25 protein-coding genes, 1 pseudogene and 1 riboswitch are annotated in these 26,924 nt (G+C 43.7%); of the genes and pseudogenes, 3 read left to right on the top strand and 23 right to left on the bottom strand.

What is annotated here, in order from left to right; genetic code table 11:
- Nucleotides 1-15: 15 nt before the first annotated feature.
- The 5 genes from rpsA to ACOMA8_RS05520 all read right to left on the bottom strand — a co-directional run bounded on the left by rpsA (nucleotide 16) and on the right by ACOMA8_RS05520 (nucleotide 5,483).
- Entirely contained in the window at nucleotides 16-1,239 is a 1,224-nt protein-coding gene (rpsA, locus tag ACOMA8_RS05540; protein ID WP_421369212.1) for a 30S ribosomal protein S1, read from the bottom strand.
- Between the two features lie 180 nt (nucleotides 1,240-1,419).
- A complete protein-coding gene (cmk, locus tag ACOMA8_RS05535; RefSeq protein ID WP_421369210.1) occupies nucleotides 1,420-2,097 on the bottom strand; it encodes a (d)CMP kinase in 678 nt (225 codons plus the stop codon).
- A 185-nt stretch (nucleotides 2,098-2,282) separates the two neighbouring features.
- A complete protein-coding gene (locus ACOMA8_RS05530; protein WP_421369208.1) occupies nucleotides 2,283-2,969 on the bottom strand; it encodes an SAG1386/EF1546 family surface-associated protein in 687 nt (228 codons plus the stop codon).
- 67 nt (nucleotides 2,970-3,036) lie between these two features.
- Entirely contained in the window at nucleotides 3,037-4,473 is a 1,437-nt protein-coding gene (locus ACOMA8_RS05525; protein ID WP_421369206.1) for a RecQ family ATP-dependent DNA helicase, read from the bottom strand.
- A complete protein-coding gene (locus tag ACOMA8_RS05520; protein ID WP_421369204.1) occupies nucleotides 4,464-5,483 on the bottom strand; it encodes a helix-turn-helix domain-containing protein in 1,020 nt (339 codons plus the stop codon). The genes ACOMA8_RS05525 and ACOMA8_RS05520 overlap by 10 nt, the downstream gene beginning before the upstream one ends.
- A gap of 30 nt (nucleotides 5,484-5,513) precedes the next feature.
- Here ACOMA8_RS05520 and ACOMA8_RS05515 point away from each other — a divergent pair, with 30 nt between their 5' ends.
- Nucleotides 5,514-5,732, top strand: a complete 219-nt coding sequence (locus tag ACOMA8_RS05515; RefSeq protein WP_161900492.1) for a ferredoxin — start codon at nucleotides 5,514-5,516, stop codon at nucleotides 5,730-5,732.
- A 206-nt stretch (nucleotides 5,733-5,938) separates the two neighbouring features.
- Here ACOMA8_RS05515 and ACOMA8_RS05510 read toward each other — a convergent pair whose 3' ends face one another.
- From ACOMA8_RS05510 to ACOMA8_RS05475, 8 genes and pseudogenes are all read right to left on the bottom strand, one after another.
- Complete coding sequence (locus ACOMA8_RS05510) at nucleotides 5,939-7,291, bottom strand: M20 family metallopeptidase (RefSeq protein ID WP_421369202.1); 1,353 nt, start codon at nucleotides 7,289-7,291, stop codon at nucleotides 5,939-5,941.
- Between the two features lie 359 nt (nucleotides 7,292-7,650).
- Nucleotides 7,651-8,250, bottom strand: coding sequence for an ECF transporter S component (locus ACOMA8_RS05505; RefSeq protein ID WP_161900490.1), 600 nt, complete (start codon nucleotides 8,248-8,250; stop codon nucleotides 7,651-7,653).
- A gap of 217 nt (nucleotides 8,251-8,467) precedes the next feature.
- A riboswitch (FMN riboswitch) is annotated at nucleotides 8,468-8,590 on the bottom strand.
- Nucleotides 8,591-8,654: 64 nt separating this feature from the next.
- Nucleotides 8,655-9,371 (bottom strand): pseudouridine synthase, encoded by a 717-nt coding sequence (locus ACOMA8_RS05500; RefSeq protein ID WP_421369200.1) that lies wholly within the window; start codon nucleotides 9,369-9,371, stop codon nucleotides 8,655-8,657.
- A gap of 192 nt (nucleotides 9,372-9,563) precedes the next feature.
- A pseudogene (gene scpB, locus ACOMA8_RS05495) lies at nucleotides 9,564-10,127 on the bottom strand (SMC-Scp complex subunit ScpB); the annotation flags it as partial.
- Complete coding sequence (locus ACOMA8_RS05490) at nucleotides 10,111-10,875, bottom strand: segregation/condensation protein A (RefSeq protein WP_161900487.1); 765 nt, start codon at nucleotides 10,873-10,875, stop codon at nucleotides 10,111-10,113. The gene ACOMA8_RS05490 and the pseudogene scpB, both read right to left, overlap by 17 nt.
- 30 nt (nucleotides 10,876-10,905) lie before the next feature.
- Nucleotides 10,906-11,796 carry a site-specific tyrosine recombinase XerD gene (gene xerD, locus ACOMA8_RS05485; protein ID WP_161900486.1) on the bottom strand — a complete coding sequence of 297 codons (891 nt, stop codon included), beginning with the start codon at nucleotides 11,794-11,796 and terminating at the stop codon, nucleotides 10,906-10,908.
- Nucleotides 11,797-12,216: 420 nt separating this feature from the next.
- A complete protein-coding gene (locus ACOMA8_RS05480; RefSeq protein WP_161900485.1) occupies nucleotides 12,217-13,593 on the bottom strand; it encodes a hemolysin family protein in 1,377 nt (458 codons plus the stop codon).
- A 107-nt stretch (nucleotides 13,594-13,700) separates the two neighbouring features.
- Nucleotides 13,701-14,837 (bottom strand): AI-2E family transporter, encoded by a 1,137-nt coding sequence (locus tag ACOMA8_RS05475; RefSeq protein WP_161900484.1) that lies wholly within the window; start codon nucleotides 14,835-14,837, stop codon nucleotides 13,701-13,703.
- 287 nt (nucleotides 14,838-15,124) lie between these two features.
- Here ACOMA8_RS05475 and ACOMA8_RS05470 point away from each other — a divergent pair, with 287 nt between their 5' ends.
- Entirely contained in the window at nucleotides 15,125-15,556 is a 432-nt protein-coding gene (locus ACOMA8_RS05470; protein ID WP_161900483.1) for a GNAT family N-acetyltransferase, read from the top strand.
- 477 nt (nucleotides 15,557-16,033) lie between these two features.
- On the opposite strand, the gene ACOMA8_RS05465 is transcribed toward ACOMA8_RS05470, so the two are convergent.
- From ACOMA8_RS05465 to recX, 4 genes are all read right to left on the bottom strand, one after another.
- A complete protein-coding gene (locus ACOMA8_RS05465; protein ID WP_421369197.1) occupies nucleotides 16,034-17,026 on the bottom strand; it encodes an N-acetylmuramoyl-L-alanine amidase in 993 nt (330 codons plus the stop codon).
- 166 nt (nucleotides 17,027-17,192) lie between these two features.
- Nucleotides 17,193-17,726: a nucleoside tri-diphosphate phosphatase gene (gene ntdP, locus ACOMA8_RS05460; protein WP_161900481.1), complete on the bottom strand. Its 534-nt coding sequence runs from the start codon at nucleotides 17,724-17,726 to the stop codon at nucleotides 17,193-17,195.
- Nucleotides 17,727-17,954: 228 nt separating this feature from the next.
- Entirely contained in the window at nucleotides 17,955-19,130 is a 1,176-nt protein-coding gene (gene mutY, locus ACOMA8_RS05455) for an A/G-specific adenine glycosylase (protein WP_421369194.1), read from the bottom strand.
- On the bottom strand, nucleotides 19,120-19,926 hold the full coding sequence (gene recX / locus ACOMA8_RS05450; RefSeq protein ID WP_421369192.1) for a recombination regulator RecX: 807 nt from the start codon (nucleotides 19,924-19,926) through the stop codon (nucleotides 19,120-19,122). The genes mutY and recX overlap by 11 nt, the downstream gene beginning before the upstream one ends.
- Nucleotides 19,927-20,044: 118 nt before the next feature.
- On the opposite strand from recX, the gene rlmD reads away from it, so the two are divergent.
- Entirely contained in the window at nucleotides 20,045-21,424 is a 1,380-nt protein-coding gene (gene rlmD, locus ACOMA8_RS05445; protein ID WP_421369190.1) for a 23S rRNA (uracil(1939)-C(5))-methyltransferase RlmD, read from the top strand.
- A 259-nt stretch (nucleotides 21,425-21,683) separates the two neighbouring features.
- Here rlmD and fur read toward each other — a convergent pair whose 3' ends face one another.
- From fur to ACOMA8_RS05415, 6 genes are all read right to left on the bottom strand, one after another.
- Nucleotides 21,684-22,145: a ferric iron uptake transcriptional regulator gene (gene fur, locus ACOMA8_RS05440; RefSeq protein ID WP_161900477.1), complete on the bottom strand. Its 462-nt coding sequence runs from the start codon at nucleotides 22,143-22,145 to the stop codon at nucleotides 21,684-21,686.
- A 110-nt stretch (nucleotides 22,146-22,255) separates the two neighbouring features.
- Nucleotides 22,256-23,113 (bottom strand): CvfB family protein, encoded by an 858-nt coding sequence (locus ACOMA8_RS05435; RefSeq protein WP_421369188.1) that lies wholly within the window; start codon nucleotides 23,111-23,113, stop codon nucleotides 22,256-22,258.
- Nucleotides 23,114-23,154: 41 nt separating this feature from the next.
- Nucleotides 23,155-23,481, bottom strand: a complete 327-nt coding sequence (locus tag ACOMA8_RS05430) for an AzlD domain-containing protein (RefSeq protein ID WP_421369186.1) — start codon at nucleotides 23,479-23,481, stop codon at nucleotides 23,155-23,157.
- Nucleotides 23,478-24,200, bottom strand: coding sequence for an AzlC family ABC transporter permease (locus tag ACOMA8_RS05425; protein ID WP_421369184.1), 723 nt, complete (start codon nucleotides 24,198-24,200; stop codon nucleotides 23,478-23,480). Before ACOMA8_RS05425 ends, ACOMA8_RS05430 begins: the two co-directional genes overlap by 4 nt.
- Before the next feature lie 96 nt (nucleotides 24,201-24,296).
- A complete protein-coding gene (locus ACOMA8_RS05420; RefSeq protein WP_421369182.1) occupies nucleotides 24,297-26,558 on the bottom strand; it encodes a cell division site-positioning protein MapZ family protein in 2,262 nt (753 codons plus the stop codon).
- Between the two features lie 223 nt (nucleotides 26,559-26,781).
- The coding region (locus ACOMA8_RS05415) for a transposase (RefSeq protein WP_421369503.1) at nucleotides 26,782-26,924 on the bottom strand (143 nt) is incomplete at its 5' end.

Raw genomic sequence — 26,924 nt, 5'->3', positions numbered from 1 at the left:
TTTTCAAATAGTCGCTTATTTATCTTCTTCAGTTGTTTCTGAATCGTTTTGCAAAGCAGCACCCAAAATATCTCCCATAGAAAAGCCGGTAGATTCTTCAGGCATCACATACTCTTCAACTTCTTCGACCTCTTCTTTAGCATCTGCTGGCTTTTCTTCCAAAGCTTTGATACTCAATGCGATTCGATGGTCTTGTGGATTCACTTCCAAAACCTTCACTTTCACTTCGTCCCCTTCATGTAGTACTTCATGAGGAGTCGCAATGTGTTTGTGGGAGATTTGCGAAATATGCACCAGACCTTCAACGCCTGGGAAAACTTCCACAAAGGCACCGAAGCTTGTCAAACGTTTCACAGTTCCTTCCAGAACTGTGCCAGGAGCAGCAACTTCTTCGATATTGTCCCAAGGTCCAGGCAGTGTATCTTTGATGGACAAGGAAATACGTTCACGATCTGCATCCACAGATAAAACAGCGACTTGCACTTTATCGCCGACTTTCAGCGCATCACTTGGTTTTGCAATGTGGCTGTGAGAAATTTCAGAAACATGGACCAAACCATCGATGCCCCCAAGATCTACAAAGGCGCCAAAATCAGTTAAGCGAGCCACAGTTCCTTCAATGATATCGCCTTCTTGGATAGAAGACAGCAATTCTTGTTTTTTGCCAGCTTTTTCAGCTTCGACTACCGCTTTGTGAGACAAGATCAGGCGATTTTCTGAAGGTTCAATTTCAACGATCTTGAACGCCAGTGTTTGCCCTTTGTAAGTTGAGAAATCAGCTACAAAATGATCTTCCACCATAGAAGCAGGGACGAATCCACGCACGCCCACATCTACTACCAAGCCGCCCTTCACCACATCGGTTACAGGGGCTTCAATGATATTGCCTGCTTGGAATTCTTTTTCGATGTCTTCCCAAACTTTCTTCGCGTCCAGACGACGTTTTGAAAGCAGGTAGCTACCGTTTTCTTTGTCTTTACCGATGGACGAGATGACGACCAGATCCAAGACATCCCCTATTTTAATAATTTCGTTGATGTCTTCGACGGGTAAAGTAGAAAGTTCTTTTGCAGGAACTACCCCTTCAACACCGGCCCCTTCGATACCGACGATGGCCTGTTTGTCTTCAACAGCCAATACTTCTCCTTTGACAACATCGCCGATTTTCACTTCACCGAAGCTTTCCAGAGCGTCTGCCATTGATTCAGTACCGTCTACTTGATTGTTCAATTCTGTCATGACTCATGTCCTCCTAACCAACACAATAATAGATAAAGCATATCTAGACTTCACTCTTAAGTTTAAAATAAAATTTGCGAAAAATAAAGCGATTTCTCTTATTTCTCTGTAATATTCTTGTTTTCATCGGGATATGCCCAACAAAATCTCTCATTAAATAATCTTTCAACGAAATTTTCTTCACCCTTGAGAGATTTTCTCAGCAACCACATTTTTAATTGCTTGGACGACATCTGGGATACTCATTCCGGTCGTATCAATTCTAACCGCATCCTCGGCTTGTTTCAAAGGTGAAACGTCGCGGTTTGAATCCAGGAAATCCCGTTGCTGAATCTCTTCTTTGAGCGTCTCCAAATCTGTGGGAATCCCTTTTTCAAGATTTTCCTTATACCGACGTTCAGCCCGCTCTTTAACACTTGCAACCAAAAAGATTTTCACACGCGCATCCGGTAGAACAGCCGTTCCAATGTCACGTCCGTCCATCACGACTCCGCCATCAGCCGCAATCTTCTGCTGCTGATAAACCAGCTCTTCACGAACTTTTCCATGAGCAGAGACTTCAGAGACGTTATTAGTCACTTCGGTGGAACGAACAGCTGCGGTGACATCTTCGCCATCACAAAATACCAGTTGTCCATCCGGTGTTTGGCTGAAGGTAATCGGATACTTTTCGATCAACGCGACCAAACCCGCCTCGTCATCAAAAGCTACGCCGTGTTTGAGGGCCAAGTAAGTCACGCTGCGATACATGGCTCCTGTATCAGTATAAATAAAGCCGTAATCTTTGGCTAAGATTTTAGCCACCGTGCTTTTCCCCGATGATGCCGGACCATCGATTGCAATGTTGAATTTTTCCAATGCCTCTACTCCTCTTTTTGCCTGGGGATTTTTATCACGGCTTAACGTGAAAAAGCCCCTTTATTCTCAGGCTTGATCGTAGCAAATCCGCCCTCAAATCCAACTGCCGCTGGCTGCGGTAATTTAGAAATGACTGCGATTTGCATAAGAAAAGGCCCACCGCTTTCACGATGAACCTCCAATTCTTAGCGAATGCGGAGTTCTTGCCCCGGATGCAACATGAAGTTGTTGGGGTCGATTCCGTTCAATTGATACAATGTTTCAACTGAGATACCTGCACGAGCGGCCACTTGATTAGGCCCTTCACCATCTCGTACTGTCACGGTATCACCTGCTTGGGTTTGCTGATCGGTTTGGTTTTGATTCGTTTGGCCTTGCCCAGTTTGTCCTTGCTGAGCGGCGTTTTGATCTGCCGCGTTTTGCGTAGTGCCACCCTGGTTGTCGCCTGCTTGATTTTCCTCAGGGCTCACACTCGGCTCAGTGCTTTGAGGGGGATTTTGCTCTGCCACTTGTGACTCACTCGGTGCACTGCTACTTTCTACAGTGGAACTTTCTGTCGTAAAAGACTCTGATGTTGAGCTTTCTGCAGTTGAGCTTTCTGCTGTCGTACTGGAGATAGTCGTTGTTTCAGTCGTCGTACTTTCTGGAACAGCCGCCCGTTTATTGTCGTGGGTCACCAGCATATAAAAACCTACAAGCATGGCGATACACACGGCCAATAGTGCAACTAGAATAATCAAAAACATCTTGTTGCCGTTTTTACTGCGACGTTGTTGGGCCCGTGACCCTAAATCATCGCTGTCGGTGTCATAAATTGGCTGTTCCCATGGCTCTTGTGTGTCATTGTTTTGGTAATCATCTTTTTTACTCAATAGTCTGTCCTCCTGCAATCATTCGTTCGCTATTATACCACAGGATATCAGCAGGTGTCTTATAAAATCACAAGGGAATCTCTTCTTTAAATAATTTTAGTAAAATGCTCTGCCAACCTTCGACTGTATCTTGGTTGACACTGGTTTCCGAATTTTCAGAAGCAATTGTATCTGCCGGCAGATACAATTTTCCCTCATGAAAATCACAGCAACGCGCCGGAATCGCTATATTCGTTTCACCAAAATACCTCACCAAATACTCCCGCCGACAGCTAGTCGAGGCGACATAATCTAACATCGCTTGTAACCGCTGCTCTTTTTGAACTTCATTTGTCAGTAACTGTGCAGCAAGCTGACCAGAATCCGCTTGTTTTTCCAGATGAAGCCATTTTTCCTGCAGCGGACTCAAGACTTGCTGCCTTCTTCCCGACGTCTCTTGTACTGCTAGAATACGTTCAAAGCCTTGCCGTTCTTCTTGTAATTTTTGTCGAAAATAGCGATGAACCTGTTCATCCCCGGGTTGATACAATAAAATAGCCGTCGCCGGTGCACCGTCTCTTCCGGCACGACCACTTTCTTGCAAATAGTTTTCCGGACTGTCCGGTAGCTGATAATGAACGACAAAGCGCAGATTTTGTTTGTTGATTCCCATTCCAAAAGCATTGGTAGCGATCATGATTCGCAGTTTCCCCTTTAGAAACTGGTCTTGCAGCAACCGTCTTTGATCGCTGGCCAGACCGCCGTGATAATAACCAACAGAAAACTGCTCTTTTAGTATCTCATACAAATGCTCCACTTCAGTTCTGGTGACACAATAAATCAAACCGATGCCCGACTGCTCACCTAAATAACTTTTTAACCACGCTTCTTTTTCTGCTGGCTGTTCAACAAAATAAGCGATATTCGGGCGATCCGCAGAATATTGAAAGACATTCGCCTCTTCTCCCAACAGTTGGCTGGCAATATCTTTGACCACCTCTTTTGTGGCAGTGGCCGTTAACGCTAAAACCGGCGGCTGTTGAAGTTCCCGAATAGTGTCTGGCAACAGACGATATTCAGGTCGAAAATCGATGCCCCACTGAGACAAACAATGGGCTTCATCCACAACCAAAAATGCAATTTGTTGTCGTTTCAAGGCCTGAATTACCACTGTATTCTGCAACATTTCAGGACTGAGAAATAAAAATTTGTATTGCGGCAATCGTGCCAGCAAAAAGTTTTTTTCTTCCCGTGAAAGTTGTGAATTCAATGCGATTGCCCGCTTTTCGCCACTTCTTTGCAACGAAGCCACCTGGTCTTCCATCAGGGCAATTAGTGGCGAAACAATTACCACCAGTCCCTCTGATAAATAGCCCGGCAATTGGTAACAGAGGCTTTTGCCGGTTCCGGTGGGCAGAATCCCTAACGTATTTTTTCCTGACAGCAGGCTTTCGATGATCTCTCGTTGCCCCGGTCTGAACTCGTCATAGCCGAAATATTTTTTCAGTGCTAGATTCAAGAGCATAAGGATACCTCCTGCTTTGCTGCAATCTGATACAAAGCAAATGTCCGGTAATCAATCGCTTCTTTTTGAGCGATGTCCCCATAACGCCACGCCACCGGCTCGCCAGAAAGCTGCTGCAATATGTCCAGCGTGTGGTTATCAAAAAAACGAGAATAAGGAAACTCAGAATCTGACAGCGCCCACTCAATCAAATGATCGTTGATCGTGCCGGCTTTCAAATGCCGCTGAGCCATGACGTCTTCCATACTGGCTCCTGCTTGAAAAAGACGACGGCTGATTAAGGCACTTTGATTGGCGTCAGAAAAAGCAACCTGCTGATAAAGCTTATAGCTGATAGTTTCAGGATGTGCTGCAACAGTCTTAATAAATAGCTGCTGTCGTGCCTTTATCGCTAACTCTTGCCACGGCTTTTCCAGTAAGCTCTGAGGCAGCAGTTGGTAATCGGCTTTTCCATCCATCTGATATCCGGTCAAACTTTGCGCCAATTCGTCAGCGATTCTCTCTGGCAATTCAGAAAAAAAGCAACTGAGTTCGTCATAAAATGTTGCTCTTGCCGCAACCCCCTGACTGCGGATCAATTGCCTAACCGGTTCAGTGTATTTGGGAGCTGTTTCCAGGGGAACAAAATTTTTCGAGCGCCGGTACTCAGAGACTGCTTGGATCGCAAAACGAATTAAACGCCAGCCCTGTTCACCACTTTTATTGAAACGAAAATTGTCCAACGCATCTAAAACCGCCGCCTTTTCAAGTGACAAAGATGATTCGTCGGCTATTTTATGATAAAATCCCGTTGAGTCCTGTTCCAGACTACCGGTAGCCTCCAGCTGTTTCAAAATACCCTGGTAGGCTTCTTCTGAAAGTCTGGGGAACAGGCCCCAAAACGGTAAAAGATCGTTTAAACACCCGTACACCAACACCGAACTGGTACGTCTACCAGTCAAAAGTTGATAAAGAGTGCTGCCTTTTAAAACAGATCTTTTTTCGAATATTCCTAAAATGAACTCATCCATCCGATATTACCTCCGAAAGCAGTGATCATAATGGAACCAATTTGCAAAATAAAACCGGAACTTTGTATCGCCTGCGGCCTTTGTGCTGTGTATGCTCCTGATATCTTTGACTATGATGAAGATGGGATCATTCTTTTTAAAGAAGAGCCCGAAGCTTCACAACAGTTTGTCCGTCCGTTAGAAGAAGCCGCCGTCAAACGGGCCGCGCAAAAATGTCCGGTGCGCGCCATCCTCATAGAAAATCTCTAGTGGCTATCAGTCAAGGCGCCCTTCATTTTAAGATACGCTGTTTTTTTAAGTGGCAGCTTGAAGCCTGGACACTTTCATAATTTTCCAGACTACATTTTATAAACTTTATAAAAAAATCCGGTACTGTGCTCAGCCACCTCGCCATCATTAGTTTCAATGGGTGTGCGGCTGTTGCTTTAGAACCGGATTTTTTAGTAATTTTGTGCTTATTTTTCTACTTGAGGTTCACAGCACATGCGGTACACGGTTTCACTGTAAATTTCCATCACTTTGTACAAACTGCTAAGCGCCCACTGTTCATTTGCTTGATGAACATAGTCTGGCGTATCACTGAACATAGCGCCAAACGCGACACAGTTGTTCATCGCCCGTGCAAAAGTTGCGCCGCCATTTACAAAGGGTTCCGTCATATCACCGGTTAACTCTCGATATGTCGCTAGTAAAGTCTGGATCAAGGGACTGTCCAATGGAACATACAGCGGTGCCAAATAATCGTGTTCAGTATACGTAAAACCATACTCGGCAGCTGTTTTGGTTAGAGCTGCAACCAGGACATCTTTTTCCAAAGTCACTGGATAACGCAGATCCAATCCGATTTTCGACTGAGCTTCAGTGATCTCTAGCGTGGCAACATTCATTGTCATCATTCCCGACACATCATCTGAAAACTTCCCGACAAAGCTGGTTCCGGTGGCATCTTCTCCGATGACGTCTCCGACTAATTTGATGGCAGTAGAGGTGTCTACTGCCGCCAGCGCTTTTGCCAAACGAACGATGGCATTGGTGCCTTTTGGAGCCTCTTTGGAGTGGACACTTTTACCTAAAACGGTGAGCTGACCCTCCTTTTGCTCAAAAGAATAACCCAATCTTGTAAGCTCTTGCGCAGTTTTTTCTGCTAATATTCCCTGATATTCAGCGTGATCTGGAACAACATTCATCGCCCCACCAGCCGAAAGCTGAACCGTATCTGAGCCAGGACCGGTCAGGTAAACCTGCAACAGTCCTTTTTCAGCAAAGATTAGCGGAAATTTTGAATCTGGAGCAAAGCCGGCAGTAATCATTTCTTCTTTTTCGTTGTAGCGGTTGATACAGCGCCACAAGTTCTCTTCGTCCGTGCCAAAGATAAAGCGGACCCGTTGATTAAATGTCACACCGGCATCCATCAATGCTTTAACAGCGAACAATGCGGCGATTGTCGGCCCTTTGTCATCTTGTGTCCCGCGAGCAATGATTGCGCCATTTTTGATTTCAGGTGTAAATGGTTCTGTCAGCCAGCCATCTTGTCCGACTGCCGGCACAACATCCAAGTGGCACAAAATTCCAAACAACTCCGACCCTTCACCGATTTCTGCGTAACCATAATACCCTTCTGGATCTTGAAACGTTCGTAACCCCAAGGCCTCACACAATGCCAGTGTAGTAGTTAATGCTTCTAAACAACCACGACCAAAGGGCTGCCCCGGTGCTGTGTCTGTCTCGTCTAATACCGAGGGAATCGCAGCGATTTCCAACAAAGCAGCTACCGCTTGTTCCTGATGTTCTTTTTTAATAAATGTCATAAGTCTTATCTCCGTCATATTTAATTTTCAGTCAGCTTTTATTACAGACAATAAAAGCGCAACTCGCACCATTATGTTAGCTGAGTTTTCTTTTTTTGTCCACCTCACCCCCACCCTCCAACCGGGAATATTATTTCAGAAAATCGTTATCTATTTGTTTCTTTGATAGCTGATGGTGAAACTCAAAGAAGGTCATTCCTAGTAGTGAATGAGTCAGCATTTGAAATTTTTAACACTAAAAAGACAAGCCACCTCCCCTTTTTTTGATGGAAGTGACTTGTCTTTTCGTGTGACTCAGATTTGCTATTGTTCGCATTTAAGCCGGTAATGCCGCGATTATTCCGACTCTTGGCGTGCAATTAGATTGCCCGTTGTTGACGTTCCCGTTGTTTTTTGGAAAGCCATGGCAATAATTTCGTGTAGATAACTAGAAAGACACCACTGACGATGATTCCTTTGATTAAGTTAAAAGGAACGACTCCAACTGCGATGTAGCGGCCCAGCGTTGTTTTCAACATCATATCGGCTGTTACGCCGTAAAAACTCAAGTAAAGCGGTGTAATCACAAAATAGTTGGCAATACTCATAAAGAGTGTCATGGCCCCGATACCCGTAGCAATTCCCAATACTTTATTTTTAAGATTGGCAGCGCCGTTTTTGAAGAAGTAATACATCGGCAGGGTAAAGATAGTGGTAGCCATGAAGCTGGCCACATCCCCAACGATATTGGTCGGCTCCAATCCGCTGGTTAGCAGATGAATCGCTGAGCGGATAAAAGCAGTCATAATTCCAGCACCGGGACCAAAGATAAACATACTCATCAGTACAGGCGTATCACTGAAATCTACTTTCATAAAGGCGAAAGCTGGGATCAGTGGAAATGACAAGTACTGTAATACGACCCCGATTGCGGCAAACATTGCGACTCCGATCATTTTTTGAACTTTGGTATTCTTCATTTTGAAATCCTCTCCTCTGGTGTCAGGAAACAGTTGTCTATTTCCTCGTTAGTGGTAAAGGATCCATCTTCAAACGAACCTCTTTGCTGCCTTAGTCAGATTCCGCGGAACTCTGTCACCATTTGCTGTCGCAATAAAAAATCGACGGCAAAAGAAAAACCCTGCTTTCCAGGGGAAAACAGAGTTAGAGTCATCTGGCATAGTGCGCACAAATAAGCCCTATCTTCTTTATCCAGACTGTACTGTCGGTATCGGAATTGCACCGATTCAGCCGCCGCAGTGCGACGGTTCGTGGACTATACCACCGGTCGGGAATTTCACCCTGCCCCTGAAGACGAACCTTTATTAAGTTTTACAGGTTCATTATACAGGAACTGGCATCTATTGCAAGTCTTTGATTCTTATTACTTGGATTGACTTAATAAAGACGCCACTTCTTTTTTATTCAGCTGCCGGAATTCTCCCGGGCGCAAGTCTGCTAACGTCAAGTCACCATATTTTTCCCGTTTCAATTTCTGAACTGGCAAGCCCACCGCCTGAAACATATTTTTAACTTGATGATTACGTCCTTCGTGAATCGTCAAAGCAACAATACTGGTTTGTGCTTTCAAGTCAGTTGACAGAATTTCATAACGAGCCGGTGCTACGCGATGGCCTTCGATGCGCATACCTTTTGTCAGTGGATACAGGTTTTTCTGATCCGCCACACCTTTGAGCTTAGCAACATAAACCTTATCTACCTCATGCTTCGGATGAGTCAATCGTTGGGCGAACTCACCATCATTTGTCAACAACAATAAGCCAGAGGTGTCATAGTCCAACCGTCCTACTGGATAGATTCGTTCCGGCACATCAGTGAAATAATCCACTACGACTTTGCGGCCCTTGTCATCAGAAACTGCCGAAATCACACCGCGGGGTTTGTAAAATACGAAATACACCGGTTCTTCTTGATAGATTGGCACATCATCCACTTCAACACGGTCCTTGCTGCTGACTTTGACACCTAATTCTCTAATCAGCTCGCCATTGACCTTGACCCGCCCATTTAAAATCAGCTCCTCTGCTTTTCGTCTTGAAGCGATGCCGGCATGAGCAATCACCTTTTGTAATCTTTCCATCTATTTTTCCTCATTTCCTGACAAAGAAGTAAATCCTGTCAATTCGTCGTCTTCTATTTCTGCTAAAGATTCCGTTAGAATTGCTTCATCGTTTCGCGACGGATCATCCCTTTTTAATTCCTCATTTTCACTTTTCTTTTGTGCCTGCTGCTCCTGATAAACGTTTGAAGCAACCTGAGCATCGGCCAACTCCTCTTGGTAGCGATCAAAAAACAGATCCAACGGCAATTCTTCCTCGAGCTCGCTTTCCATCGATTGAATATCCGGCAGCTCCTCTAATCCCTTTAACCCGAAATAATCCATAAAATACGTGGTAGTCCCATACAAAATGGCTCGCCCTGGTCCATCCACACGGCCTTTTTCTTCAACCAGCTGTCGTGCGACTAACTTTTGGACAGAACCCGAAGACTGAACTCCTCGTATTTCATCGACCTCGATTCTTGTGATAGGCTGTTTATAAGCAATGATTGCCAATGTTTCCAAAGCCGCCTGAGAAAGCCGATTAGCTAGTGGCGATTGGGCATATTTTTTCAATAGTGGCGCAAACTCTCGCTTAGTGGTCAGTACAAAATGGTTTCCAACTTCCAATATATTTAGAGCAGAGGCCGTGTTTTCCTGATAATCCTTTTGCAGTTCCTGAATCAAATCATAAACTGCCACTGTTTTCGTGCTCAAAAGAAAACTCAGCTCGTCTAAACCGATTCCTTCATCACCCACGACGAACAGCAGTGCTTCCAATTCACTCTTTTTGTTCATTTGCCTCGTCCTCTTTCACTGCATAAAGCATGATTTCCGAATAATTCTCTTCTTGTGTCACACGAACTTGGCGATTTTTCATCAACTCTAGCATCGCCATAAATGTAGTCACAATCTCAGCCTTGGAATAGCTGGTCAAAAATGTCGCTAAGCTGCGTCCTACATTTGGAGAAAGTGATGACAAAGAGTTCTTAATGTCCGTCATCTTATCTTCAATTGAAGTCTCATCTGCGGCAATCGTAGTCTCAACTACCCGCCGTTTTTTCCGTTTTTCCAACATGGCATGAAAGGCCAAGAACAAGTCGATAGTCGTCAACTGGTTTTCTGGTAGTGCCGGATCCTCATCTTTATATTCATCAACATCCATCGGTTCTTTAGTATAAAACTGGCTGCGCTCTTCTTCTTTTTCAGACAATAACTCAGCAGCATATTTAAACTTCCGATACTCTAAAAGTTGAGTCACTAATGCTTCACGGGGATCTTCTTCATACTCTTCGGTTTCTAGCTCCAGCTCAGGCTTTGGTAGTAGCATTTGGGATTTAATCGCCATCAATGTCGCGGCCATTACCAAATATTCTCCTGCCAATTCCAGCTCCAGTGTCTTCATCGCATGAATGTAACCCATGTACTGTTCTGTCACATCAGAAATTGGGATATCGTAAATATCAATTTCCAACTTTTGAATCAGATGCAACAACAGATCTAACGGTCCTTCAAAAACATCCAATTTGATTTTGATCTCTTCCAACTGCCGATTCCTCTCACTTCGCGGGGCGATTTAAGCCCGCGGAAAATATTCTTTGTACACATCGGTCATGCGTTTTTTAGTAATATGCGTATAGATTTGTGTCGTCGAAATGTCCGCGTGCCCTAACAACTCCTGTACAGTTCTAAGATCCGCCCCATTTTCCAAAAGATGGGTGGCAAAGCTGTGACGCAGCGTATGAGGTGTAACGGTTTTTGTGATTCCTGCTTGGCGCACGATCTGTTTGAGATTTTTCCAAATTCCTTGCCGCGACAGTCCTGTTCCGTGGTGATTGACAAATAAATGATCTTCTTCAGGATGTTTAGTTGTCAATAGTGGTCGGGATTCATCCAAATAACGACCAAGCCATTCAATTGCATAGTCTCCTAAAGGTACGATGCGTTCTTTGTCTCCTTTACCCAACGTCTGCAACAGACCGATACTCAAATGCAAATCCTTCAATTTCAAGCCAATCAATTCGCTGACTCGCAAACCAGTGGCATACATAACCTCTAATATCGCCCGGTCTCGCAGCCCCAACAGCTCTTTTGTATCTGGTGTTTCAATAAGCTGCTCCACTTCTTCCAGACTCAGCGTATCCGGTAAGCGTTGTTGCTTTTTCGGTGATTCGATGTGTTGCATCGGATCGTGATCGGTATAACGTTCCTGCCGCAAAAATTGATGGAAGCGGCGCAAACTTGAAATCATGCGGGCGATTGTTGCCGAAGATTTCCCTTCAGTCTGTAACTGCTGCAGTAATCCTAAAATTAAAAAGCGATCAACATTTTGCCAAGAAGTAATATTATTTTTTTTCAAATAATCCAGGTATTGATTCAGATCCCGCTCATAGCTTTCACGGGTATTTTTTGACAAGCCTCTTTCGATCAGCAAATAATGAAGGTAATCAACAATTTGCTCTTCCATAGTCTTCCCCTCAACTTTCGCTTTTCTATCATAGCAAATAACCGTCGATTTCGATAGTAGAAATCCACAGCCGCAAGAATTATCCGACAGGAAAGCCTGTTTTCATTAGGTATAAATAAAAGGGGCTGACACGGACTTAACCAGTGTTTGATGAAATTAAGGTAAGCCAGCAGTTGAAATTTTTAGCAATGAAAAGCCGACTATCTTCCAATGATTCCAAGGAAAATAGTCGGCTTTTGGAGTCTCACGTTTGGTATTATTCGTTTCAGAAGACGGTGACTCAACTATTGTCACAGCTCCGTCTTCCTTTCAGCTCACGTTTGAGAGCGCTTCTTCCAAAGGCGCAGACAGGACGTTTGTCCATCCACCTTAAAGCTATGATACCACTTGTTTACGGCGTTTTTTTCCACCGCCGGCAGTTCATCTGCGAGGCTCATCGTCTTCGAATTCTTTACGAAAATGGCGTCGCTCTTCTTCCGGTTCAACCTCATGTTCTTCTGGATCATGGAAAAGAACACGAATTTTCAACACTCGGGAGCCTTCCATTTCTTCTGATATCAAGGTTACATTGTCCACATCAAAGGAAAGTGCATCATCAGCATCTGGGATTGTCCCTAATGCAGTAATCAAATAGCCTGCCATCGTATCCACGTCACTCATATGCAAGTCAGTCCCGAATGCTTCATTGAACTCATCAATCAACATCCGTCCTTGAATCACGTATTCATTATCGGCAATTTTTTCATACAGGGTTTCCACTTCATCCGATTCGTCATCAATTTCACCGACGATTTCTTCCAATAAATCTTCTAATGTAACTAAGCCGACGACACCACCATATTCATCCAAAAGAATCGCCATTTGATTTTGCGTCTTTTTCAATTCATACAGCAAGTCATCAATAAACACTGTTTCAGGAACAAACAGCGGCTCTTGCATAATCTCTTTGATCTGCAACTTGTCGAAACCATCTTTGAAAGAAGCTTTCAACAAATTCTTAGTATGGAGAATCCCGACGACCTTATCCTTGTCGTCATTATAGACTGGGATTCGTGAGTAGTTTTCAGCTAGAATGCCGGTCAAAATTTCTCTTACCGGATCATTGATATCCACCATAAAGGCATCCGTACGAGGCACCATGACTTCACGGGCAACCTTAGTATCCAAAGAAAAAATTCCTTGAAGCATCTCCAGCTCATCTTCTTCAAAAACACCTTCTGTTTCCAACATATAACGCATTTCATCTCTGGTCATCTTGGAATCTTCATCATCGAAGTCCATCGGTGTAATCCGTGCCAATAAGCTGGTAGAAGCCGACAACAGCCAGACAAAAGGTTTTGCAATTGCGCCGATTACTCGAATGATGCCAGAAGTAAACTTCGCAACTTCTTCGGATTTGTTCATCGCGATTCGTTTAGGATACAACTCACCGAAGACGATAGAAACATACGTCAAAATAGCCAACACGATGATATTTGCAATACTTTTTGCAGCAGCACCGCCACCTAATACAGGGGCTAAGCGGGAAGAAAGCGTATCAGCCAAGGATGCACCGGACAAAATATTGACCAAGGTGATCCCCACTTGGATTGTAGACAGAAAGTTGGTAGGATTTTGCAATACCTTCAACAGTTTCTGGGATTTGACATCTCCTTCTTCAGCTTTTTGTTCGATCCGATTTTTATTGACGGATACAACAGCGATTTCTGAGGCAGCTAAAAAGGCATTGATCAACGTCAAAACGATCAATAACAATATCTGCGCAAAAAGCGACTGACTCTCGGGGTCAGCATTCATAATGGCACTCTCTCTCTTTCATCTTCAAAATTAGTTTTGGGTAGAAAAAAACGTGGATAAATCCACGTTAAAATCGTATCATAAAGCGTTTTTCTTTGCAATAAAAATCATTTCTCAAGACTGGTGGTTTTATCGGTCAAAAGGGAATGATTTTGCTTGATTTTATCATCTTTTATCATGCGAATCACGAAAATTACTATGGTCCGGCAAATAGCATAGAAAGGAACTCCCAAGAAAATGCCTAAAAGTCCAGCAATATTTCCTGCTACCAACAATACCAGAATAATCGTCAATGGGTGGATCTGAAGTGACTTGCCGATAACATTTGGGTAAATCACATTTCCGTCAAGCTGCTGAACAATCAAAACCACTACACAACACAGCAGCGCTTGCAGTGGCGAGCTGAAAACAGTCACTGCCACAGCTGGCAGCAAGCCCAAATACGGTCCCAAGTATGGAATCAAGTTGGTGATCCCGGCGACCATCCCAAATAAGAAGGCATAATCGACGCCTATAATCAGATACCCGATAAAAGTGAACGTCCCAACAAAAATACATTCGATTGCTTGGCCGCTGATGTAACTAGAAAGTGTCTTGTTCATCTGCCCTAACAATTCTACAATCTGCTCCCGCCGCTTTTCAGGGAAAAAGCGTTGAATATTTGGCACTAGGCGTTCCCCATCCTTCAACATATAAAACAAAATGAAGGGCGCTGTCACGACAGTCATCGTCGTGGAAGCAATACCACCGACAATCGAGCCTAAACTATTTGACAAACCACTAAGAAACTTTTGAATGATGCTGCCATAAGAAATATCCAGTTTGTCAATTTGAGCTTCGATATCAACACCATTAAAAATTGGATTTTTAGCAATTTCTGTCAGCCATTTTTGGACGGAACTGATGAAGTAAGGCGTATTTTCTGCCAATGAAGCCAACTGTTTGACCAGATTTGGAATCACCGCTAACACAGTCCAAACAATTACCCCTAGCAACAATAAGAGCACTATCACGATTGCGAGGATTCTTTTCATCTTGGTCAGCTTTGTCAGCAAACCTACGATTGGATTTAGCAAATAGTAAAGAAACCCGGCAACCAGCACTGGTGCAAACAACGTGGTGAAGAAAGTTCCAATAGGTTGAAAAATAAAATTGATCTTGGTGGAAACTAAAATCAGTGTGGCTACAATCAAAAGTTCCAAAGACCAGAACATCAGCTTGGAGTTCTTCAATTTATCCAGCATATATTTATTCCTTTCCGTACTTTCTTTAAACTAACTATCAGAACAGAAAACTAGGCCTCTGCACTGCTAACTGAGATTTTGCATACTGACAATTTTTAAAAGAAAATACAGCCATTTTTATCAGTCAGTTAAAAAGTATCTGTGTCCATCTTACCAAAAACCTTACAGAATACATACTGGAAAGAACAAACTTTTCGATTCATCTCGTTATTCCAAATCTGTGCTTTTCAGTTATACTAAAGAAAAGCTAATTTATGGCTTTTAGCAAATGAACAGGAGGTCAAGAAATGGTGATCGTTCATACCAAAGATACCATGAGCGGAATCTATTTAGATGCCGTCAAAATCCGACATAAAGTATTCGTTCAAGAACAACAGGTGCCTTTGTCGCGAGAGATCGACAAAGACGAAGCCTATGCGATCCATTTTGTACTCTACGATCAAGGTGAGCCTCTTGCAACTGCCCGACTATTGCCCATTGATGAAAATCAGGTCAAATTACAACGAATGGCCGTTCTTAAACAAGCACGAGGGCGAGGTCTCGGAGAAAAGGTTTTAGAAGAAGCTGAACGTTTCGCAAAAGAACAAGGCTTTAGGGAAATCACACTCGGCGCCCAATTAACTGCACGTTTATTTTACGAAAATTCAGGATTCACCGCCTATGGTCCTGTTTTCCAGGATGCTGGAATCGATCATATCGCAATGACAAAAGACCTCTGACTCTAGCGCTAGGCAACTTATAACACAGGACAAACGTCACTAAAACTATGGCAATCCGCCTGTTAATGTCTTGTAAAATCAAGACTACCCAAGGTGAGAAACAAATTACTTTTATGTAGTAAATGGCGAACCTTTCATCAATAGAGATAAAAAAGGGTATGCCAGCAAATAATTGCGACAATCCTTGGGTCAAGTCCGTAGCAGGAACACGATCATACCTATAGAAGCAAAAGTGAACGACACAGACTTTCCTTGATGAAAGCAAGGAAAGTCTGTGTTTGAATTTTTTCGCAATAAAAAGCCGACGAACTTCCAATGTTTTTAATGGAAGTTCGTCGGCTTTTGGGGTCTTGCGTTTGGTAGTGTTCGTTTCGAAAGTCACTGACAAGAGAATTGTCACAACCTTTTTTATTGCTAACTAGTCATGACTGCATTAGGCAAAGTTGCAAGTAAAAAAATTGCGCTGTTCTTTGACAGCTATTGGATATAAGTTTTTAGTGCTGCTAATATCCCTTGGGCAACTTTGTCCGGGTAATCCGCCTTTGTAATCTCAGCTAAATCGTGATCACTGTTTACGTAGCCCAGCTCAATCAACAGGCTGACTGGAACATAGGTTTCCCGAATGACATAATAGTTGCCAAAGCGAACCTCATTATTCGTTAATGGTAAACTCTGACCCAATGCTTTTGAGACAGTATCCCCAAACTTTTGTCCTTCGTTGTAATAATAATAAGTGGTAAAACCCTGCATGCCATTGGCGTAATCGAAATTATCGTAGTGAAAACTGATAAAAATATCCGGATTTTCTTTTTGGGCGGCTGCCGTCACATCTTTTAGTGCCAACAGCTTATCTTCTGTGCGGGTATAAGTGACATGCACCCCATTGTCAGAAAGCAGTTTTCCTACCGTTTCAGCCGTTTTTAAGGTTAGTGTTTTTTCATTCACACTGCCATCCGGACTTTCTGCACCAGTGTCGATTCCCCCATGTCCAGCATCCAAGACGACGGAGAGCTGGCTAAGATTTGTTGCTTTTTCTCTACGCTCGACTTCAACTATTGTCCCGGCATTTGCTTTAGGGATATAGCCTTCTTTTCCGGAATCGGCTCGGACTTTGACGTATTCGCCCTCTGTTTCCAAATAAGCCGCCCACTCTCCACGATGAAGCTTAGTAAGAACTTCACTTTCAGGATCAACCGTTTTTTTCACTTGAACGTAGTCATTGGCCGTTTCCTCAGTGGCATCGGTATCGTATAAGGACGGATCCACATAGGCGGCTACCATTTTTTCTGTCGTAATCCCTCGTTCCGGCAATTCAGATGACGAGGAGGCAGCTGTCGTTTGACTGCTACTCGAATCAGTCGGTGCTGCGACTGCATCTTCTTCCTGATTAAAATAGTATAAACTTCCTAGTAAACCTGCTGCAATGACTGCTGTGGCAGCAATCAGGATCAGCCCACTCTTTTTTTTCATTCTCGTCACAGCTCCTGTTTTTGTCATCTTTAATCTTACCCTATCTGCCTTAATTTTGGCTTAAAAAACACCTTGATTAAAAAGACGATTTTCAACGTCCATTTCAAAAAGAGCTACCAAAAAAGCGCCCAAAAAAACTGCCACAGACTTTCTGCAGCAGTTTTCGTCATTTTTGTGACAATTGCTTGTAGCGGTTATACCAGATATCGATGTAGCCTTCTGAAAACGGGCCTTTCCCATTATTAATCCAATCTACCAAGATTTTGACATTTTCCTTTAAAATAAAGTCAATGTCTTTAGGATAGTGCATAATCTTAGAGTGCAGTTCATACTCATCCACATCCAACAAGCGCTTTTCACCATCTGGAAATACTTTGATATCCAGATCATAATCGATGTACTTCAACGCTTCTTCATCCAGTAAATAGGGTGAAGCCAGATTGCAATAATAGGAAACTCCTTTCTCTCTGATCATCGCGATTACATTGAACCAGCATTCCTTATGGAAATAAACAATCGCCGGTTCTCGTGTCACCCAGCGCCGACCATCTGATTCGGTGACCAAGGTATGGTCGTTGACGCCGATCATTGAATATTCACTGGTTTTCAATACCATAGTATCACGCCACGTACGGTGCAAATTGCCATCGTGTTTGTAACTTTGAATGGTTACAAACTCGCCTTCTTTCGGAATTCGCATAGTTACCCTTCCCTCGCAAGCATGATTGCTTATCGTTTAGGATTTGTGAGCCAAATCAACCCGTTTTGCAGCTTGAAATCAGCTTTCATGAAACACACGTACTTCTTGGATTTGCAACGGACCTGCGCAAAAAGCAGGAATCATTCTTGAGCGGATGTCACATTATCCTGGTTACGAGCGTCACAAACCCGGCATCGGGAACATTATATCAATAAAAGCAGATATTGACTAGAAAACTTTGTTATCCCTCCGATTTTTATCAAGCTGTTCCACCAATTTTTGCTGTGGCTTTGGAAAAACAAGCTTTGAAAATTCGTCTTTTGCAACCCATTGTCCCGGCATTTTCTCTGGTGCTTCGCCGCCGACCATTCGCCCATAAAAAAGCAACAGGTGCCACTTCAAATGGCTGAATACGTGCGTCACTTCACCCAAATGCCGTTTCTGCCAAATAACATGAGCTTCTTCAAAAGGAAGCACCTGCTCCGCTTTATCCTCTTCTGCCACCAAAAGCTCCATTTGCAGCGACTCTTCTTTATTAAAACCTGTCTTTAGCTGTTGGTAATGCGTTTCGTCGATTTCCAGCAGCGGAAAGGTCCACATTTTTGCCAAAAGCCCGTTTTCCGGACGTTGCACTAACCAAAACTTCCCCTGACTATTTTCTATAGCAGCAGCCACATAATAAACCGGTTTTGGAGGCTGCTTTTTGGTCTTGACGGGGAAATCAGTCATCTTATCGTCTTTATAAGCCAAACAAAAGTCTTTTAAAGGACAGACGGGACACTCTGGCTTTTTGGGGGTACAAACGCTTGATCCGAGATCCATCAACGCCTGATTAAAATCACCTGGTGCAGCTTTTGGTATAATTTTTCGCATGGCTTCATCAAAAATTTTGCGGGAAGAAGCTTTTGCAATATCTGCCTCGATTTCAAATAAGCGACTGACTACTCGCATAACATTGCCGTCAATAGCCGGTTCTGGCAGGCCAAATGAGATACTGGCAATGGCACCCGTCGTATAAGGACCAATCCCTTTGAGAGAAGCAATCTCTTCCACCGTATCGGGCATTTTTCCAGCAAAGTCTGCTACCATTTGTTTTGCAGCCGCTTGTAGATTACGCGCCCGGGAATAATAGCCCAACCCTTCCCAGACTTTTAAAAGTTTTTCTTCATCTGCTGTGGCTAAGGCGTGAATCGTGGGAAATTCTTCCATAAAGCGATAATAGTAGTCGATTACCGTGTCTACACGGGTTTGCTGCAACATAATTTCTGAGATCCAGACACGATAAGGATCGGTATTCATCCGCCAAGGCAGGTGACGCTTCTTTTCGTCATACCAATCTAAAAAGTTCTCCTGCAGTTGTTTGATCTCTTCTTTGGAAAGGGTGTCCCATGGTCTATTCGTCATCTTCAGTTTCCTTGTTTTCAATATAAATTTGTATAGCATCTAAATCAAAACCTTTTTGGTACAGGCTTTGCTTGACTTTTTGCCTGCGCTCTCGTGGCGGTTTTCGTTGATGTCTGCGCCACAATTTGTCTCCTTCTTTGGCCAAAGCTGCGGCTTCAGAATCAGCTTCTTTTTCAATCCGCAACTCAGCGAAGGCAGCATCGATTACTTCCCCATCAAAGCCTTTTTGCATCAGGGTCTGCCGAATCTTCTGTTGGGTTTCTTTAAAGCTTTTCCCATGAATTTTTTTTTGGGCTTTCATTGCTGTTTTTAACGCAACTTCCTGCTGATCTTCTTGACTGTATAGTCCTAGTGCCTGTTGGATCAGATCTTCAGAAACGCCTTTTTGCAGCAATTGTTGTTTCAAATTTCTTGGGCCCTTGTCAGAAAGACGCATCTGGGTTCGGACATAGCTTTCTGCAAAAACCAGATCATCCATCAAATGTAATTCTTTCAGGTGTTGCAAAATTCTCCGAACATCTTCTGGCGATATCTCCTTGTCTTTAAGAAAGCGGCGCAGCTCCTTTTCCGTGCGTAATTGATAGCTGACATAGCGGTACGCTTCTTGCAGGCCAAGATCATAGGTACTGCTCTTTTTTAGTTCTTCAAGCTCAGTTTCGGTTAATTCCAGTCCCTTCAAAAGCCGATACTTTACCAGCTGGTCTTCAGAAACCCGCAGCCGCTCCTGATTGGAAAACTTCACCACAAAAAGGCCGCCCTTGTCTTTGGCAATTCCAGTCACTGTTATCCTATCCATTCACCTGCACCTGCTTTCTTCTCATCGGGGAACATACATTCCAGTTTAACATAAAAAAACTTTTTCAACGGCCGTGATGTGTTAAAATAATGTAGAATTTCAGAAATGAGGGAATCTTATGTCGCAAACCGTCGTTAAAAACGGCCAGAAACTCAAATTAAAGATCAAGCGCCTGGGAATCAACGGTGAGGGGATTGCCTACTATCGCCGCCTGGCAATTTTCGTTCCCGGTGCCTTACCCGGCGAAGAAGTCCAAGCGACTATTCTTCGCGGAGAAACAAAATATGCCGAAGCACGCTTAGATGACATTCTAAAGAAGAGTCGGGATCGGATTACGCCTCCTTGCCCTTTTTATGAGCGTTGCGGCGGCTGCCAACTTCAACATTTGTCTTATCCGGCTCAGCTAGCCTTCAAGAAAGATCTTTTGCAACAAGCACTGACTAAGTTCAAGCCAAAAAACTGGCAGGAATATCAGCTGCTCCCTACATTGGGTATGGATGAACCTTGGCACTATCGTAATAAAGCGCAATTTCAATTACGCTACGATCCGGTTGTAAAAAAAGCGGTGGCTGGCCTTTATGAGCGAGATAGCCATCGACTTGTCGCAATCAATGATTGTCCAGTCCAACTGCCGGATACCCAAGAAGCTATCAATACTGTTTTACAATTACTGAATAAATACGAGCTGCCAATTTATGATGAAAAGAAAAACAGCGGCATTGTCAAAACGATCGTAGTTCGTACCGGCAAACAAACGGGTGAACTGCAAGTCGTTCTCGTGACCGCTACGACTAAACTGCCTCAGAAGAACCCACTAATTAGAGAAATTACTCAACGGCTGCCTAAAGTCGTCTCAATCATGCAAAACGTTCAAAGTAAAAAAACATCCTTGGTGATGGGAGACGAGACGCGGCACCTTTGGGGAAAAGAAGCCATTCGTGAAGAGCTTTTAGGAATGTCCTTTGACCTTTCTGCCCGTGCGTTTTTTCAACTAAACCCGGCACAAACTGAAGTCCTTTATCGCGAAGCAGCGAAAGCACTTGATTTACAAGAAAATGAAACGCTTGTGGATGCTTATTGCGGTGTGGGTACCATCGGATTGAGTATGGCAGACAAAGCCAAAGAAATTCGCGGAATGGATATCATCGAAGCTGCCATTAGTGATGCCCGCAAGAACGCTGAGCAAATGGGCTTGAAAAATACTCGTTACGAAACCGGTACTGCGGAAGAGCTGCTACCACAGTGGCTTTCTGAAGGTTTTCGACCTGACGCTATCGTCGTAGATCCTCCTCGAACCGGTCTCGATCAGAAGCTGCGCCAAGCACTAAAGCGCTACCCCGCGAAAAAATTAGTCTATATTTCTTGCAATGTTTCCACGCTAGCTCGCGATCTGGTGCAGCTTTCAGAAGTCTATGACGTAGTTTATTTACAATCCGTGGATATGTTTCCCCAGACTGCCCGTTGTGAAGTCGTCGTTAAACTGACCCTGAAAAAATGATTCGCAGCTGTCTCTTTATTTTCTATCTTAAGCGGATAACATCCTGTCAGTTTCACTTCAAAAGCGGACGACTACTTTCCCATACGAAAAGCTGTGACAATCACCTTATCCTTTCTCTAAAGCAAACATGAGCCAATAAAAAGAGAAGCAACTTCTGTGAAGAAAAACCAGAAGTTGCTTCTCTTTTCATTGTTAAACCTGTCAAACGATTCGCTAGTTATCCTTCAGAAATGATCGCTGTCACAGGGTTCTTGTCGCGTTATAAAACTTTTTCTTGTTTATTTTGACATTGGCGACAGATTCCATGAAAAGTCAGCCGATGATCTTTGACAGCAAAATGATAGCGACTCTCCACTACCTCTTCCACTTCACCTAACAAATCTTCTTCAATTTCTTCAATATTTCCGCATTCAAGGCACAGCAGGTGATGGTGAAAATGCTTAGCTCCTTCTTTGCGAAGATCATAGCGGGCAACACCGTCATTAAAGCTGACTTTATCTACCACATGAAGATCCGTCAAAATTTCCAACGTGCGGTAGACCGTTGCTAAACCGATATCGGGACTTTTTCGTTTTACAAAAAAGAAAACTTCTTCAGCGGAAAGGTGATCCTTTTCGTTTTCCAGCAAAACCAGCAAAGTGGCCTCACGTTGCGGAGTTAATTTGAAGCCGGCTTCGTGAAGTTGCTTCTTGACTTTCATCAATGCGCTGTTTGTGTTCATTTCCCAGATCTCCTTGCTGTTACATTATAATCATTACAATCTAGATGACGAATCATCTCTATCAAATTAAACTTATTATAAAGAATAATCGGGAATAAAACAAGTCATTCTCATTTAGGAAGTAAGATTGTATAGCCGTCTTCTTGCTTGATGCGCTTTTCCTTCAACAGATGACCAATAGCTCGCTTAAACTGGCCTTTGCTGATTCCAAACATCTTCTTGATGGCTTCTGGATCAGATTTGTCTGTATAAGGCATTTTTTTATCTGCTGATCGGTCCAAATACACCAACAGCATTTCTGCATCATCGTTGATAACTTCATGGGCCCGTGGTTTCAATGAAGCATTTAATACACCATCTGGCCGAACACCGATGACTCGTCCTTTGACTTGTTCACCAAGACGTGGCTCCATGTAGCGTTCAGAAGGATGGACAAATGCAATATAAAAATCATCGGTTAACAGATATGTTCCTGCTAACTTTAAGCGGAATACCGTTCCAGCGATGTCTTTATTTTTTTGTTCTTCAATCCCATGTCGGCTCAATGAGCGGAAAATTTTTTCATCCGCCAATGTGCCCCAAATACGATCTTTGTGATCTACCCGCAAAGAAACCATCAGTCGATCGCCTTTTTTGGGCCACAGCTCCCGCATCGTAGGCAACTCATCAAGAGAAACTGCAATATCTTTATCTGGCAAGCCGATATCCACAAATGCCCCAAGATCCCGGCGAGTTTCAGTTACTTCTGCAAAGGCATAATGTCCTTTACGACTTTTGGGAATCACAGTTGTAAATGACGGCTCTTGCTTTTGATTGAGATAGCCGAATCCTTCGACTGCTTCTCCTAATTGATGTTCCCCCTCCGTTTTGCGCAAGCGAAAAGTAAAACCATTTTTTTGGATGAAATAATGTGTTTCATTTTCATCCGTCACCAAGCCGCTGAAGACAGTTGCTAGTAATTCATTCATATTCGTTCCTCCATGGGGATAGCCCCGTTAAAATTAGACACTTAGCCCAAAAGCAAACGTAGCAAGGCAATACCAGCGATGCCGACAATGACAATCTTCATAAGGTCTTTTGTATAATAGCCTACCACTAAAGCAGGCAAACACGCTACTAATTCGGATACCTTAACAGTCGGCCACTGACCAGTCCGGAAATTCAACAGACTCTGTACTAGCAACGCTGTCAGAATACACAGTGGCAGAAAACTCAAAAAACGATTCACAGGCTCAGGAAAAACTAATTTGTCAGCAATAGTAAAGGGCAAAATGCGGGGAATCCAAGTTACAACTGCACACCCTAAAACCAATACCAAAAATTCAGTAGAGATCATTGAATCACCTCTTTTCTTTCACTAAAAGCGCCTACCAGACAGCCACACAATGTCGCTCCGATAACAGCAATCTCAGCAGTTGAAACTCGCATTAAGATCACCAACGAAACAACAACAGTAAGCAGAACAAGCACTGTCTGACGGGTTCTTTTTTTCAATGGCAGTTCGGCTTGAAACAGCCATAGCCCTAGAAACATAGCCGTTAGTGCAAAGTCCAGCCCGAAACGCTCCGGGCTGGGAATAAACTGGCCCAGCAGTCCACCAGTGAGGTTGGCAACAAGCCATGTAAGATAAGCAGCAACATTCAATCCGTGCATCCACGAGGAAGTCACGGAATGACCTTCTTGTAACGCCGTCGTCAAAACACCATATGATTCATCAGTCAGTAGTGTTCCAACACCGATATTACTAAGCAGACTTCGCCCACGAAAATGATAGGTCACCGATAGACTCATCAGAAAATGTCGTAGATTAACTAAAAATACGGTAGCAATAATAGACGAAACAGGTGCTCCGATAGCCAATAAGCCGCAAATGATAAACTGCCCGCTGCCGGCATACACCAATAACGACAACAACGCGATTTCTAAAATCGACAATCCTACGCCTTTTTCAACGACTCCAGCGGCGAAACCAATCCCCAAGTATCCAAGTATTGTTGGAACACAAGCTTTTACTCCGTCGCGGAACGTCAAATAACCCTTTTGTCCTGCTTCCATGACAACGTCCCCCTTTTTATTCGATTGAAAACATCATATCGAAAAAAAGGAGGACGAACAAGGATTTTCAGAATTTTTCGGAAAATTACAGTTGCATCAACGAATGGTATGATCGTTACCATTACCACGGAAATAGCCCGTTTTACAATTGATTGTGACTAAATACAAAGGCAATTGATCATCAGCCATTCCTTGGGTTAGCGCTGACTGGTTATTGGTAGCAAAAAGATTGTAATACCCCTCTCCATTTTCAATACGCACTGGTTCTAGTTTATAGCCACCCTCAACGATGTATCCCCGCTCTTTACAGATAGCTAAGACTTGTTCTTTAATGCCTGGTGCCCAGGTCCATGCTGGGTTACTGCTGTCAGCAATGTCAGATGCTACTGATCCTAATATCGGTGCATTGTCCGTGTTTGGTACCATGTTAGGTGAAGCTTCTGCTGGCAACGAGCTGCCTTGGTTGTCAGTTACCGCTCCACTAGTTGAGCCGCTTGCCGTTGAATCTGAAGCGTTATTTTCAACAGGTGTGCCAGCATCATCTGCCGTAGTTTGTGCGGCTTGATTAGCAGCAGCTTCGGCGGCTTGTTCTGCAGCTGCCTTGTTAGCAGTGATCTTTGCTTGCACCGTCTTCAATTGCGCTTGCAGCTGTTCTTTTTGCTCACTTGTTAGTAAGGCCGCTACCAACTTTTGTGCCTTTTGATAATCAGCTTCAGCTGGATTGGCGACAGCTTTCCCTTCTTTTATCAAGGGATCAAGCGCTGTCTTGGCGGCAGCTAAATCCTTTTGTTGCTGCTTGAACTCTGCTACGGCTTCTTCCAATAGTTTACTAAAAGGTGTCTCTTGTGTGGGCAATTCAAAATCAAGCGCACTATCCGGTTGGATGGGAACATCTTTTTTCAGTTCAGAGCCGGCAATGACTGGCGCTTGAAATAACTTATTGACGTCTTCTTGCAGTTGAAATTTTGTCTTGATTTCAGCAAATTCTTTTTCCAAATCGGCTTTATCAACAGAAGCTTTGACTAGCTTGCTGTTTAATGAGGCCAACTCTTCTTGGGTGATACCCGCTTTTAGAAATTGGTGATCCTCATCAAGATACAAAGCAGAAATGGCTTGTTGCAAGGACTTGGCTTCTGCCTGGGCTCTTTCTGCCGCTTGTTCTTGTGCCTGCGCCTTTTGCTGTTCTTGTTGCTGGTGGTAGGCATAGCCGCCGCCCCCCGCTGCCAAAACAACAGCTGCCGCCAACAAGAATGGCCACTTCTTGCGACCGCCTTTTGATGGCTCATCAAGAGTCGACTTCGTCACGGCAGGTGCTGTTTGTCCAGAAACATTCGATGACACGGATGCGCTGGGTTCATTTCCTGAGGCTTTCACTGTTTTTGCTGCTGTCGATACTGCAGCAGCTTTGTCTCTGCGGGGTGTTTCAGGGTTAGAATCGACAGTCGAAACACCATTGTGCTGGGCTTTTTGTTCATTTTCCTGCTGGTTTTCTTGTTCATCTTCGAGATTCGCTACTACTTCAGTCTCTACCGGCACTGTCTTTTCAGTAGCATTCTCTTCCTGCTCAGCATCTAGTTGCTCATCAGCCCTTTCTTTTAGCGGCAAATCATCTGACTCTTCTGTCACAGGAATGGACGATGCATCGGTAACCGGCGAAACAGTATCTCCATCAGCACTTTCAGTCAGTTCAGACACATTTTGAGCAGCTGCTTCAGCGGTTTCCTTTAGTAAAGGCGCCTCAGCTTCTTCCGTACTTCTTGAAGCTTGGGAGGCTTTTACTTCCGCGTGCACTTCTGCCGACTCTGAAATTGGCTGATCTGCTGATTGCACAGGAGCTTTTGTCAGGTTACGCTCCTGTGGCTCGATTGCTGTATCCTTTTCTGGATCAGTCTCAGGTAGTTCACCAGATTCTTTTGATATTTCTGAAGCAGCCGAGGCCGATTCCTTTTCAGAATGCTCCTGCTTGGGTTCAAGGGCTTCGTTACTTTGTGCATCAGCAGGTTCCTTGCGGTTAGCTGCGATCAGCTCCTCCAATGTTGGCCCCTCATCTTCGACACCCATTCGATGTCGCTTGATATACGCAGCCAAGATCGGATTTTCGGAATCCTCTTCCTCTTCGTCTTTTGTTTCCGGTGAAGATAAATTTGGTTCTTGTTGTTCATTCATTTGGGACATCAATGCCCCCAGGGAAACATCTTCAAAATCAGACCAAGAAACGGAATCATTGCTTTTCCGATTTTTTTCATCAATTTCATGTAGTTTTTGTGCGATATTTTCTTTTATTTCATGGCCGCACCGTGGACAAACCAGTTTGCCATCCAACGGTTCAAAGCCGCAATGTGGACACTTATCAATCAAAATAGCTTGCTCCTTACTTTGCTCAAGACTAATTGAGCTAGAATACGATTGCCTAACAGTAAATTTATCATATTATCCCGGCCGCGCCAATATTGTGAAGGTTACGATTTCCTTAAATTACGGCTCTTCGTCAAATAGTGTTGGTGAGTTCAAATTGAATGAGTGAATGAGCTCAGGCAGGAAAAAATTCTTGCCTGAGCGCTTTTTTATTTTTCGCTCTTTCTTAAACAAAAATCAGTCCTTGGATGATGTAGATTCTTGAGCGAAAATTCAGGAAGTTGCGATATCCATAAGCGACACGCTTGATTATTTTTATCTTGTTATTCGTTCCTTCTACGAAGCCATTACTGTAAGTAAGTTCAAATG

Origin of the sequence: Enterococcus infantis (assembly GCF_049166715.1) — a bacterium.
In the GTDB taxonomy this organism is placed as follows: Bacteria; Bacillota; Bacilli; order Lactobacillales; family Enterococcaceae; genus Enterococcus_C; species Enterococcus_C leclercqii.
This window is presented reverse-complemented; position numbering and strand designations above follow the sequence as displayed.

Excerpts from the sequence above, each read along its gene's own strand:
- rlmD (WP_421369190.1), top strand. The coding sequence starts at position 20,045 with ATGTCGCAAACCGTCGTTAAAAACGGCCAGAAACTCAAATTAAAGATC.
- ACOMA8_RS05480 (WP_161900485.1), bottom strand. The coding sequence starts at position 13,593 with ATGAATGCTGACCCCGAGAGTCAGTCGCTTTTTGCGCAGATATTGTTA.
- fur (WP_161900477.1), bottom strand. The coding sequence starts at position 22,145 with ATGAACACAAACAGCGCATTGATGAAAGTCAAGAAGCAACTTCACGAA.
- ACOMA8_RS05470 (WP_161900483.1), top strand. The coding sequence starts at position 15,125 with ATGGTGATCGTTCATACCAAAGATACCATGAGCGGAATCTATTTAGAT.
- ACOMA8_RS05515 (WP_161900492.1), top strand. The coding sequence starts at position 5,514 with ATGGAACCAATTTGCAAAATAAAACCGGAACTTTGTATCGCCTGCGGC.
- xerD (WP_161900486.1), bottom strand. The coding sequence starts at position 11,796 with ATGGAAGAGCAAATTGTTGATTACCTTCATTATTTGCTGATCGAAAGA.
- ACOMA8_RS05475 (WP_161900484.1), bottom strand. The coding sequence starts at position 14,837 with ATGCTGGATAAATTGAAGAACTCCAAGCTGATGTTCTGGTCTTTGGAA.
- ACOMA8_RS05430 (WP_421369186.1), bottom strand. The coding sequence starts at position 23,481 with ATGATCTCTACTGAATTTTTGGTATTGGTTTTAGGGTGTGCAGTTGTA.
- rpsA (WP_421369212.1), bottom strand. The coding sequence starts at position 1,239 with ATGACAGAATTGAACAATCAAGTAGACGGTACTGAATCAATGGCAGAC.
- ACOMA8_RS05425 (WP_421369184.1), bottom strand. The coding sequence starts at position 24,200 with ATGGAAGCAGGACAAAAGGGTTATTTGACGTTCCGCGACGGAGTAAAA.
- recX (WP_421369192.1), bottom strand. The coding sequence starts at position 19,926 with ATGGATAGGATAACAGTGACTGGAATTGCCAAAGACAAGGGCGGCCTT.
- ACOMA8_RS05525 (WP_421369206.1), bottom strand. The coding sequence starts at position 4,473 with ATGCTCTTGAATCTAGCACTGAAAAAATATTTCGGCTATGACGAGTTC.
- ACOMA8_RS05465 (WP_421369197.1), bottom strand. The coding sequence starts at position 17,026 with ATGAAAAAAAAGAGTGGGCTGATCCTGATTGCTGCCACAGCAGTCATT.
- ACOMA8_RS05510 (WP_421369202.1), bottom strand. The coding sequence starts at position 7,291 with ATGACATTTATTAAAAAAGAACATCAGGAACAAGCGGTAGCTGCTTTG.
- ACOMA8_RS05435 (WP_421369188.1), bottom strand. The coding sequence starts at position 23,113 with ATGAATGAATTACTAGCAACTGTCTTCAGCGGCTTGGTGACGGATGAA.
- ACOMA8_RS05520 (WP_421369204.1), bottom strand. The coding sequence starts at position 5,483 with ATGGATGAGTTCATTTTAGGAATATTCGAAAAAAGATCTGTTTTAAAA.
- ntdP (WP_161900481.1), bottom strand. The coding sequence starts at position 17,726 with ATGCGAATTCCGAAAGAAGGCGAGTTTGTAACCATTCAAAGTTACAAA.
- mutY (WP_421369194.1), bottom strand. The coding sequence starts at position 19,130 with ATGACGAATAGACCATGGGACACCCTTTCCAAAGAAGAGATCAAACAA.
- ACOMA8_RS05505 (WP_161900490.1), bottom strand. The coding sequence starts at position 8,250 with ATGAAGAATACCAAAGTTCAAAAAATGATCGGAGTCGCAATGTTTGCC.
- ACOMA8_RS05500 (WP_421369200.1), bottom strand. The coding sequence starts at position 9,371 with ATGGAAAGATTACAAAAGGTGATTGCTCATGCCGGCATCGCTTCAAGA.